11 protein-coding genes are annotated in these 10,056 nt (G+C 62.3%); 6 read left to right on the plus strand and 5 right to left on the minus strand.

The window, feature by feature from the left end; genetic code table 11:
* Nucleotides 1–163 precede the first annotated feature (163 nt).
* On the plus strand, nucleotides 164–571 hold the full coding sequence (locus ACH2CY_RS28215) for a GFA family protein (RefSeq protein WP_395023375.1): 408 nt from the start codon (nucleotides 164–166) through the stop codon (nucleotides 569–571).
* Nucleotides 572–578: 7 nt separating this feature from the next.
* Here ACH2CY_RS28215 and ACH2CY_RS28220 read toward each other — a convergent pair whose 3' ends face one another.
* The gene (locus ACH2CY_RS28220; protein WP_395023377.1) at nucleotides 579–1,265 is read right to left on the minus strand and encodes a hypothetical protein; all 687 of its coding nucleotides are present in this window, start codon (nucleotides 1,263–1,265) and stop codon (nucleotides 579–581) included.
* A 256-nt stretch (nucleotides 1,266–1,521) separates the two neighbouring features.
* Between ACH2CY_RS28220 and ACH2CY_RS28225 the strand changes: the two genes are divergently transcribed.
* Nucleotides 1,522–1,701 carry a DUF3606 domain-containing protein gene (locus ACH2CY_RS28225; RefSeq protein ID WP_395023378.1) on the plus strand — a complete coding sequence of 60 codons (180 nt, stop codon included), beginning with the start codon at nucleotides 1,522–1,524 and terminating at the stop codon, nucleotides 1,699–1,701.
* A 28-nt stretch (nucleotides 1,702–1,729) separates the two neighbouring features.
* On the opposite strand, the gene ACH2CY_RS28230 is transcribed toward ACH2CY_RS28225, so the two are convergent.
* Complete coding sequence (locus tag ACH2CY_RS28230; protein WP_395023379.1) at nucleotides 1,730–2,209, minus strand: GNAT family N-acetyltransferase; 480 nt, start codon at nucleotides 2,207–2,209, stop codon at nucleotides 1,730–1,732.
* Between the two features lie 214 nt (nucleotides 2,210–2,423).
* On the opposite strand from ACH2CY_RS28230, the gene ACH2CY_RS28235 reads away from it, so the two are divergent.
* Nucleotides 2,424–2,936, plus strand: a complete 513-nt coding sequence (locus tag ACH2CY_RS28235) for a hypothetical protein (protein ID WP_395023380.1) — start codon at nucleotides 2,424–2,426, stop codon at nucleotides 2,934–2,936.
* On the opposite strand, the gene ACH2CY_RS28240 is transcribed toward ACH2CY_RS28235, so the two are convergent.
* From ACH2CY_RS28240 to ssb, 3 genes are all read right to left on the minus strand, one after another.
* Nucleotides 2,920–3,327 (minus strand): hypothetical protein, encoded by a 408-nt coding sequence (locus ACH2CY_RS28240; protein ID WP_395023381.1) that lies wholly within the window; start codon nucleotides 3,325–3,327, stop codon nucleotides 2,920–2,922. The genes ACH2CY_RS28235 and ACH2CY_RS28240 overlap by 17 nt on opposite strands.
* Before the next feature lie 41 nt (nucleotides 3,328–3,368).
* The gene (locus ACH2CY_RS28245) at nucleotides 3,369–4,253 is read right to left on the minus strand and encodes a hypothetical protein (protein WP_395023382.1); all 885 of its coding nucleotides are present in this window, start codon (nucleotides 4,251–4,253) and stop codon (nucleotides 3,369–3,371) included.
* A gap of 98 nt (nucleotides 4,254–4,351) precedes the next feature.
* Nucleotides 4,352–4,876 carry a single-stranded DNA-binding protein gene (gene ssb, locus ACH2CY_RS28250; RefSeq protein ID WP_395023384.1) on the minus strand — a complete coding sequence of 175 codons (525 nt, stop codon included), beginning with the start codon at nucleotides 4,874–4,876 and terminating at the stop codon, nucleotides 4,352–4,354.
* Between the two features lie 443 nt (nucleotides 4,877–5,319).
* Here ssb and uvrA point away from each other — a divergent pair, with 443 nt between their 5' ends.
* The 3 genes from uvrA to ACH2CY_RS28265 all read left to right on the plus strand — a co-directional run bounded on the left by uvrA (nucleotide 5,320) and on the right by ACH2CY_RS28265 (nucleotide 9,928).
* On the plus strand, nucleotides 5,320–8,256 hold the full coding sequence (uvrA, locus tag ACH2CY_RS28255; protein ID WP_395023385.1) for an excinuclease ABC subunit UvrA: 2,937 nt from the start codon (nucleotides 5,320–5,322) through the stop codon (nucleotides 8,254–8,256).
* A gap of 19 nt (nucleotides 8,257–8,275) precedes the next feature.
* On the plus strand, nucleotides 8,276–9,016 hold the full coding sequence (locus ACH2CY_RS28260; protein WP_395023387.1) for an STM3941 family protein: 741 nt from the start codon (nucleotides 8,276–8,278) through the stop codon (nucleotides 9,014–9,016).
* Nucleotides 9,017–9,109: 93 nt separating this feature from the next.
* On the plus strand, nucleotides 9,110–9,928 hold the full coding sequence (locus ACH2CY_RS28265) for a hypothetical protein (protein ID WP_395023388.1): 819 nt from the start codon (nucleotides 9,110–9,112) through the stop codon (nucleotides 9,926–9,928).
* The last annotated feature ends 128 nt before the right edge of the window (nucleotides 9,929–10,056 follow it).

Here is a 10,056-nt window from a genome sequence, read left to right on the forward strand (position 1 = left end):
AGGCCGATGGGCACTTTCCAGGATAGAACCTCCATGGACCGCATCCTGTTCGCCGTCTTCACCCACGAAAACAAGTCACAGGGCGTCAGTACCCTCTTCCTCCTGACACACAACAATTGACGTTACCTGCGGTTGCGGCGAATTCAAACAACAGAGTGAGACGATGACACGCGAAGCGAGATGCTGCTGCGGCGGCTGCGCGATCCAGGTGAAGGGCGAGCCGGCGATCAACGCGATCTGCCACTGCGCCGACTGCAAGCGGCGCACCGGCTCGGCCTTCGGCTGGTCGGTCTATTTCAAGAATTCGGACGTGACGGCGACGCTCGGTGCGTTCCGCACCTACGCGCCCGCGGGCAAGGCGCCGAACAGCGGCGCCGATAACTGGCAGGAGCGCGTCTTCTGCGGCAAGTGCGGCACCACCCTCTCCTGGCGCTCGGCGGAATTCGAAGGCCTGACCGGCATCGCCGGCGGCTGCTTCACCGAGAAGCTGCCGGAGCCGACGATGAGCGTCGAGAACGAGACGCGCTGCGCCTGGGTGACGGTGCCGGCGGGCTGGAAGACCGGGTGGTAAGCGGGCTCTAGGCGGACGGCTGCCCGCGGCGGCGGCGCCAGCCGAACAAGCCGAGCCCGCCCAAGGCGGAGACGAACAGCGGCAGCGCGGCCGGGATCGGCGTGGTCGCGACCGGCGTCGGCGCCAGGTTGATCGAGAAAGTGACCTTGCCGAGATCGGTCACCTCGTAAGAACCGAACAGACTGGCGATCGATCCGGTGAAGAGGCCGGGCACCTGGCCCCAGTCGGTCAGCCCGGCCAGGCTGAACAGCGGCGCGTTGGGGGTCAGGGTCTCGTAGAACAGCGAGAGCTTGGTGACCGGGCCGAAGGCGGTCAGCGACAGCGAGCTGCTGGTGCTGCCGAGCAGCTGAGAGACGACGTTGCCGGCGCCGCCGATGTCGAAGCTGTATTTCGACACGCCATGCGTCACCTCGAACAGGTTCGGCATCGGGAACTGGCTGAAGGTGTGGGAGATCACGCTGGGCGACGCGAAGTCGGAATAGAAATCCAGGTTCGGCAGCCCCACCGAGCCGGAGACCGCATCGCCGGCGGCGACGCCCAGCGTGGTGAACATGCCGGTGGCGGAGGTCACCTGGCCGGAATAGGCCAGCGTGTAGGTGGCGGCGGAACCCGGCGCCGCGGCCACGAACAGCAGCGCGACAAAGGCCAACAGCGCGGCCGCAACGGCGCGCGCCTTACTCGACTTCGCAATCATGATTTCCCCGCTTGACGATTCACCCAGCCGAACTTCGGGCCAAATTTCGGGCCGGATGCTATCGGCGCGGCGCGGCGTGGCGCAAGCACATCAAGCTGACAGCGCGCGCGTTAACCGGGCGGTTCGGCGCTGCGAAACCGGAAAGGAAGATCGACCTGCGGCGCCTTGCCGGTTGCTGTCGCCGCCGCCGCGGCCTTAAGCTCAAGTTCCCATCGTGCGGAATTTTCCAGAGGAAAAATCTGAGAGGGAGGATCCCATGGCAGACGACAAGTCCAAGCGTGGCAAGGCGGACCGCATCCGGGTTGCCGGCGGCGAGCGCTACGAGGTCGCCTACGTCGCGAAGAAGACCGGCAAGTCACCCGCCGCGGTCAAGAAGGCGATCAAGGCGGCCGGCCCGATGCGCAAGAAGGTCGAGAAGAAGCTGAAGAAGAAGTAGCGGCGCGGCGCGCAGCAGCGCGGCGCGGTTACTCCGACAGCAGCGACTTGCTCATGTTGATCCCGGTGACCCGAAAGCCGGTGGCTTCATAGACGTGCCGGGCGCGGGCGTTGTCCTCGGCCACGCGGAGCTTGATCTGCTCGAAGCCCTGGCGCTTCAGCTCGGCGGCCAAAAGCGCCATGGCCTGCTTCCCAAGTCCCTTGCCCCGGTGGGAAGGCAGGATCTCGAAATCGTTGATGAAGGCCGAACGCGCCGCCGCGTCGGGCTTGAACCAGAGGTAGCCGATCACCGCTTCTGCATCCCCGGCCGGCTCGACCAGGCACAGCAGGCGCTGGCCGCTGGTATGAATGCCGTCCGGCAGGTCGGCGGCGATTTCCTGCTTCACCCGGGCCAGCGCGTCCTCGACGGAAAGGCCGTAGGTGGAGGCGACCTCCGCGGCATAGTCGGGAATGAAATAGTCGAGATAGGCGGCGTATTCGCTGTCGCGCATCGGCCTTAGGTGGAGCACTGGCTGGTTCCTCAGGTCTTCCATCACCAGCGCGAGACATAGACTGAACCAGTCGTTGCCGTCGAGGTTCGACGAACGGCATCAGTTAAGTATTATGTCCCCGGAATCCTAGGTCGGTGGTGAGGCTGACCTAATTCAGCTTGAGCTCGGTTTCCTTCGGTTAAGATGCGGTCAAAGAAGATCAGCGCGAGTAACGAACTTCGGGGGAGTGACAATGGGCCTAACCTCGACCCAAGTCGGTGTGATCGGCGAAAATCTATTGATCAATGAGATCATGAAGGCAAGCGAAGGACGTCTCGCTCCGTTCCAGCCCATGGCTGATGACGACGGTCTCGATGTCTTGTTCTATGACAAGATCACCGGAAATTCAGTCGCAGTCCAACTAAAATGCCGCCGCGCCGCTCTTAAGAGCGCTCGAACGAAGAAACCAGGAAATACGATCCACTTTGAAGTTCGGAAGGCTACCCTGAAGGAAGCTCGTCAAGCCTACTTGGTTGGTGCGCTATTCAACCCCGAAATAACTGAGTTCCTGGCGACATGGCTTGTGCCACTCGATCAACTTCAGAAGATCGCGAGGAGCACACCCACAAAATTTGTCATTCGGCCAAGCAAATCCGAAGAAAGCCAAGATAGGTTTGTCTCCTTTCGGTGTTCTAATATTGTCGAGCTAGCCCGACGCATCATCGATCTGTGTGAGGCCAAGGAAGGAGCTAAGTCGAAGGCTTAGCGCGCACGTGGAAGTGGCCAGTATCCGGTTCGAAGTAGACGAGTGTCCACGTCGCGCCTTTTCGCTCTTTCGGCAGCCAGGGCGCCGCATCTTGAACTCCTTCGCCCGGCGTCCCTTCCACGATGACAACATCAAGACGACTATCGAAGCGATTCTTTGCTAGCGATAGATGCTGCTTACGCTTCGAGTTGCCCGGCTTGCTCGACCAAAGTTCTAGTGGTCCTGCATCGCGTTTCGTATTCAGCTCAGGCAGACCAGAGATGAACTTCATTTCTGAGCGCCAAATCGAAATGCAGACACCCTGCTCATTTGCCGCACTCCAATCCGTGCGCGGAGCTTCCAGTTTGTACCCGAGCCTTGAGAATGCCTCAGAGTATCCCATCAGCGCCATGAGCAATTCCCCCTCTGTATCGCCAATCGCCGCGCAGCGCCCTATTTTGACCGCGGCTTCTCAGGCACGAGGATCGGTATGCCGCCGATACGACCCTCAGCAATGAGTTTTGCTTCCATCGGACCATGCATGATCGGATCAAACGTCTCTGCTCGGCTGATCCATTCCTTAGCGTTTAGATAGGTGAACAACAATCTTCTATCATCAGATAGGATGCCGTCGAAGTAAGTTGCGTAGGTTGCGAAATTTACATCAAAAGTGTCATTGCGCAGCGTCTCAAGACTGGGCAACGGACCACCCAAAGAGATCATGCGTAGCAACCAAATGTTCGCGGCAACAGCGAATCGATAGATAAATAAGTTGATCAACTGGGACATCAGGGGCTGCGTACCCCAGTGTTGCTGAAAAAGCGAAACCGCTGCGCTTGAGATATTCGTAGTCAACTGTTGCTGCAGCGAAGGACTCATCGAGCCTGCACTTCCATCTCCCATTGTCTGCCGAAGTTCACGCAAATCATTGGAACTGTAGGTCGCTGTCACCAATCTGAACAATTCAGGCAGGGTTGATGTCATCGTGGTCAATTCGCGATGCTTGATTTCGGCTTCCAACTGAATCTTTGCGAGCTCGGATATTGCTTCCGCATCGCCAGACTTTGCGGATTCAACTAGGGTGAAGGCTTTCCCCTTATTTCCAACCCGCAACCAGTCAACGAATCCCGTTCGAATTTCGTCGAGAGTACCCACGACAGTGCGGTTGTGTTCAGTTGGACGAAGAGGAATGAGCTGCTTCGGAAAGTCCGCGAGAATTTTAAGATGACTGGCTAGATGTTTTGCGCGCGCTACCTCAAGCGCGAGGTAGTCCGTCAGCACAACGCAGTTGTGCGGCGATTCGGCGAGATAGGCTCGAAGCCGCTCGTGGCTGAGCAAGTTCGTGTCGACTACATAGACTGGCATTTCCAGTCACGCTAAGGACGAGGCGGCGCCGCTCGGCGCTGCGCCTGTCCCGTAATTGATGCAGGCGCCCCTCAGAACGGAATATCGTCGTCCAGATCCCCGCCGCCTCGGCCGCCGCCGGAGCCACCGCCGCCGCCACCCGAGCCATATCCGCCGCCCGAGCCTCCGCCGTAGCCGCCACCGGAACCACCGCCGTAGCCGCCGGCGCCCGCGTCGGCCATTTCATCGCCGCCGCCGCCGCCGCTGCGCCCGTCGAGCATGGTGAGCTCGCCGCGGTAGCGCTGCAGCACGATCTCGGTGGTGTATTTCTCCTGGCCGCTCTGGTCGGTCCATTTGCGGGTCTGCAGCGCGCCCTCGAGATAGACCTTGGCGCCCTTCTTCAGGTAGCGCTCGATCACGTCCACCAGGCGGTCGTTGAACACCACGACGCGGTGCCATTCGGTCTTTTCCTTGCGCTCGCCGGAATTCTTGTCGCGCCAGTTCTCCGATGTCGCGACCGAGAGATTCGCCACCTTCGTGCCGTCCTGAGTCGTGCGGATCTCCGGATCGCGGCCGAGATTGCCGATCAGAATCACCTTGTTCACGCTGCCTGCCATTTTTCGATTTCCTCTATCCGATTTGTCTTTTGCTGTGGTGGTTCGAGTCTCCTGCGGGCTTTAGAGCATAGTTGCTAAGAGTCTTCGACCCCTCACCCCGACCCTCTCCCGCAAGGGGAGAGGGGATTCTTCTTTTCGGCCCCTCACCCTTGCCCTCTCCCACGAGGGGAGAGGGGATTCTCTTTGCCGCTGCGACTGACGGTCTTCTCTTTGAAGATCAGTTCCACGGCGCCCCCTCGCCCCTAACGGGAGTTGGGTGAGGGGTCGCTCGGTTTCGCCGACTACGCCCAAAAGCCTCTTGTCATCCCCTGTCAGGAGGCACACTTAGCACCGAACGATCATAGAACAAAGGGCTTTGATCCGGCGGCGGGGCGGCTATAGTGGCGGCCCGGCGCGAGGCTCACTCACGCCCCGTAACATCTTGATTTTCCGGTTGAAAACACATGGCTAACGGCTCGACAAAGCGGGATTCTTTGGGGAATTTGGAGGCGGGGCACGTGATCTCCGTTCGGGGGGCGCGGGAGCACAATCTGAAGAATGTCGATGTCGATATTCCGCGCGACGCGCTGGTGGTGCTGACCGGGCTTTCGGGCTCGGGGAAGTCCTCGCTCGCCTTCGACACGATCTATGCCGAGGGGCAACGGCGCTATGTGGAATCGCTCTCGGCCTATGCGCGGCAGTTCCTGGAGCTGATGCAGAAGCCCGACGTGGATTCGATCGAGGGCCTGTCGCCGGCGATCTCCATCGAGCAGAAGACCACCTCGAAGAACCCGCGCTCCACCGTCGGCACGGTGACCGAGATCTATGACTATCTGCGGCTGCTCTATGCGCGGATCGGCATCCCCTACTCGCCCGCGACCGGACTCCCCATCGAGAGCCAGACGGTGTCGCAGATGGTCGACCGGATCATGGCGCTGCCGGAGGGTTCGCGCATCTACCTGCTGGCGCCGATCGTGCGCGGGCGGAAGGGCGAGTACAGACGAGAGATCCTGGAGCTGCAGAAGCGCGGCTTCCAGCGGGTGCGGGTCAACGGCAAGATCGTCGAGATCGGCGACTTCCCCAACCTCAACAAGAAGCTGAAGCATGACATCGAGGTCGTGGTCGATCGCCTGGCGGTCAAACCAGGATTAGAGACGCGCATTGCGGATTCGGTGGAGACGGCGCTCGGGCTGGCCGAGGGGCTGCTGTTCGTCGACTTCGCGGATACGCCGCCCCGTGACAAAAATGGGGTAGGATACGAGCCGCGGATCCTGTTCTCGGCCAAGTTCGCCTGCCCGGTTTCGGGCTTCACTATTGATGAAATCGAGCCGCGGCTGTTCTCCTTCAACAACCCGTTCGGCGCCTGCCCGGTCTGCGACGGGCTGGGCTCGAAACTCTATTTCGACCCGGAGCTGGTGATCCCGGATGAGAAGAAGACCCTGCGCGACGGGGCGATCGCGCCCTGGGCGCATTCCTCCTCCCAATACTACCAGCAGACCATCGACAGCCTGGCGCGGCACTACAAGTTCAGCCTGGGCGTGCCCTGGAAGGACCTGCCGAAGAAAATCCGTGACGTGATCCTGTTCGGGTCCGGCGACGAGGCGGTGACCTTGACCTTCGACGACGGCACGCGGAGCTACAAGACCACCAAGCCGTTCGAAGGCGTCATCACCAATATGGAGCGGCGCTTCCGCGAGACGGATAGCTCGTGGATGCGCGAGGAGCTCGGGCGCTATCAGGCGAGCTCGCCTTGCGATGCCTGCAATGGGCAGCGGCTGAAGCCCGAGGCGCTGGCGGTGAAGATCGATGGCTTGAACGTGGCGCAGGTGAGCGAGTTCTCGATCCTGCAGGCGGGCCAGTGGTTCGGCGCGCTGAACGCCAAGCTCGGCCCGAAGCAGAAGGACATCGCCTATCGGATCCTGAAGGAGATCAACGAGCGGCTGGGATTCCTGAACTCGGTGGGGCTGGAATACCTGACCTTGAGCCGGGCTTCGGCGACCTTGAGCGGCGGCGAGAGCCAGCGCATCCGCCTGGCCTCGCAGATCGGTTCGGGGCTGACCGGTGTGCTCTATGTGCTGGACGAGCCTTCCATCGGACTCCATCAGCGGGACAACGACCGGCTGCTGGCGACCTTGAAGAGATTGCGCGATCTCGGCAACACGGTGCTGGTGGTCGAGCATGACGAGGATGCGATCCGCGAGGCCGATTACCTGATCGACATGGGACCGGCCGCCGGCGTGCATGGCGGCCAGGTGGTCGCCAAGGGCACGCCCAAGCAGGTGATGGCGGGCAATTCGCTGACCGCGCAGTATCTCAACGGCAGCCGCGGGATCCCGGTGCCGGAGGTGCGGCGCGCGGGCTCGACCGATGCCAAGGGCAATCCGCTGTCGCTGAAGATCGTCGGCGCCAAGGCCAACAACCTGAAGAATGTCTCGGTGGAGATTCCGCTGGGCGTGATGACCGCGGTGACCGGCGTTTCCGGCGGCGGCAAGTCGACCTTGATCATCGAGACCTTGTACAACGCGCTGGCGAAACGGCTGCACGATGCGCGGACCCATCCGGGCGCGCATGAGCGGATCGAGGGGCTGGAATATCTGGACAAGGTGATCGACATCGACCAGTCGCCGATCGGGCGCACGCCGCGCTCCAACCCGGCGACCTATACCGGGGCCTTCACGCCGATCCGCGACTGGTTCGCCGGGCTGCCGGACGCGCAGGCGCGTGGCTACAAGCCGGGGCGGTTCTCCTTCAACGTGAAGGGCGGGCGCTGCGAGGCCTGCGAGGGCGACGGCGTCATCAAGATCGAGATGCATTTCCTGCCCGACGTGTATGTGCAATGCGACCAGTGCAAGGGCAAGCGCTACAACCGGGAAACGCTGGAAGTTCATTTCAAGGGCAAGTCGATCGCCGACGTGCTGGACATGACGGTCGAGGAAGGCGTCGAGTTCTTCAAGGCGGTGCCGCCGATCCGCGACAAGCTCGCCATGCTGGAACAGGTCGGCCTCGGCTATATCCATATCGGCCAGGCGGCCACCACCTTGTCGGGCGGCGAGGCGCAGCGGGTGAAGCTCTCCAAGGAGCTCGCGCGAAGGGCGACGGGCAAGACGCTCTACATCCTCGACGAGCCGACGACGGGCTTGCATTTCGAGGATGTGCGGAAGCTGCTGGAGGTCGTGCACCAGCTGGTGGACCAGGGTAACACCGTGGTGGTGATCGAGCACAATATCGAGGTGATCAAGACCGCGGACTGGATCATCGATCTCGGGCCCGAGGGCGGCGACAAGGGCGGCAAGATCGTCGCGCAAGGCACGCCGGAACAGGTGGCGCAGACGCCCGGGAGCTATACCGGGCATTACCTGGCGCCGCATCTGACCGCCAAGGCGAAGAAGAAGCGGGCTTAGGCGCGCGCGGGGGACCGGAGTGGGGGAGACGACGGGGACGGTCCGGCGCGGCGTGTTTTCCGGCTGGGATATCGGCGACACCATTCGGGTGGCCATGGTGGCCGGCATGGTCTGGCTGACCATCGAGGCGCCGGAGACGAAGAGTCTCGCGGCGCCTTATGCCACGCTCTCGCTGGCCGCCTATTACGCGGCGCTGGCGATGGCGTTGTTCACGCCGCAATTCTGGAGCCGCTTCGGCAAGCCGCGCGCGGCCGGGGCGGACAAGATCACCCTGCCCGGTGACCGGCTGTTCCAGGTGGTGACCTGCCTCGCCTTGATCGCGGCCACGCCGCAGACCATCCTCTGGGCGATCGAGACGCCGGCCTCGGAGCCCTGGAGCCTCGGCTTCTATTGGTTCTGCGTGGCCTTGTTCGTGCTGGCCGCCCTGCTCTGCCTGCGCAACCTGCTGCGCTCCAACGCGCTGCTCCATCTCGACGCCCAGGGGATCGCCGCGCCGCGGCTCTGGCGCGGGGCGATACCCTGGAACGCAATCACCACCGCGCGCCCGATCGGCAGCCGCAGCGACAACGCGCTGCTGGTCCAGTTCGACGCGCCGCGGGGCGTGGCGCTGATGAAGCGGCCGTTCCTGGACTGGGCGGTGCGGCTCGGCACCGAGAAACGCTCGGTGACCATCCCCGGCCTCATGCTCGGCATGCCGGCCGAGAAGATCGCGGCGCTGATCGAAGCCCGCATCCGCGAACAGGCGGCACGCCGGGCCTGAGATCTGTCCGGCCGCCGAGCGTGGAAGAGGGCTAAGCCGCCCCGGCGCAATGCCCGGTTGCAGGCTTGCGCGCGGCGCGGCAAATTATGCGGCATGCTCAAACCCACCCCGCCTCGCTTCTACAATGTAGCGCGCGCACGGATCGCCGATACTTTCATAGGGTTGGCGATCTGCTTCACCTGCTTCCTGTTTGCCTCGTTGTTGCTATCCATGGCCTATGACGTCGTCACCCATGACCCTGATGACCTGTGGTTACTGTTGCTGTTCGTGGGACCGATCGTGCTCGGCTTGGTCTATGCGGCCCTGCACGGAATCCTGTTTGCGATCCGTCGGATTGGACAGCTGAGCCGGCCGGCCGATCTGGATATGCCAGAGATCGTCATTTCGCGGCGGCCGAAGCACCGGCTCGGCTGGACGATCCATCAGTGGTTCTTCCTCCTGCTCATCCCGCCGCTGTTCCTGAAGTCGGTGGACTTCCGACACCTGACCGGGGGCGCAATCGCCAGCATCGCCTTTACTCTCCTTGTCGTCCTCGTCCTGCTCGGCAACATTTGGCGCATCTGGAGAATTCCGCCGAAAGCCCTCGCCCCCGTCATCCTCAATAGCGAAGGCTTCGAGGACAAAAGCACCGACGGGCCCCCGATCCCATGGCACGACATTGCCGACATCGACAAAAGTTCGATGACCTTGACTGGGGAGACCGGCCAGCGCTTCGAGGCCGCGTCACCCGATCGTCGCTTGACGAAGCGCTGGACCAAACGCTCGGCTCCCATGTTCAGGATCGATTCGAGCGGACTTCAGCCCGATGACCCCTATGCATGCGCGCTGATCCGCGCTTACTGGCTGCGGCGCATCGGGGGACATGCCACAGAGGCGGGAGCGAGGGCTACACCGGCGGTACAGCGCGGCTAGCTGTCGTTGCTATAGAGGTTGTTCACCCGGGCCGACCGGAGGAAGCTGGTTGTTGCGAAGCAAACAGCGTCTTTCTGGGGGCCCGGATGAACGTGCATAAGAATGCGCGCACCACCCCGTTCAGTCGA

Origin of the sequence: Dongia sp., assembly GCF_041905885.1 — a bacterium.
In the GTDB taxonomy this organism is placed as follows: Bacteria; Pseudomonadota; Alphaproteobacteria; order Dongiales; family Dongiaceae; genus Dongia.

Excerpts from the sequence above, each read along its gene's own strand:
- ACH2CY_RS28235 (WP_395023380.1), top strand. The coding sequence starts at position 2,424 with ATGGGCCTAACCTCGACCCAAGTCGGTGTGATCGGCGAAAATCTATTG.
- ACH2CY_RS28240 (WP_395023381.1), bottom strand. The coding sequence starts at position 3,327 with ATGGCGCTGATGGGATACTCTGAGGCATTCTCAAGGCTCGGGTACAAA.
- ACH2CY_RS28225 (WP_395023378.1), top strand. The coding sequence starts at position 1,522 with ATGGCAGACGACAAGTCCAAGCGTGGCAAGGCGGACCGCATCCGGGTT.
- ACH2CY_RS28265 (WP_395023388.1), top strand. The coding sequence starts at position 9,110 with ATGCTCAAACCCACCCCGCCTCGCTTCTACAATGTAGCGCGCGCACGG.
- uvrA (WP_395023385.1), top strand. The coding sequence starts at position 5,320 with ATGGCTAACGGCTCGACAAAGCGGGATTCTTTGGGGAATTTGGAGGCG.
- ssb (WP_395023384.1), bottom strand. The coding sequence starts at position 4,876 with ATGGCAGGCAGCGTGAACAAGGTGATTCTGATCGGCAATCTCGGCCGC.
- ACH2CY_RS28220 (WP_395023377.1), bottom strand. The coding sequence starts at position 1,265 with ATGATTGCGAAGTCGAGTAAGGCGCGCGCCGTTGCGGCCGCGCTGTTG.
- ACH2CY_RS28215 (WP_395023375.1), top strand. The coding sequence starts at position 164 with ATGACACGCGAAGCGAGATGCTGCTGCGGCGGCTGCGCGATCCAGGTG.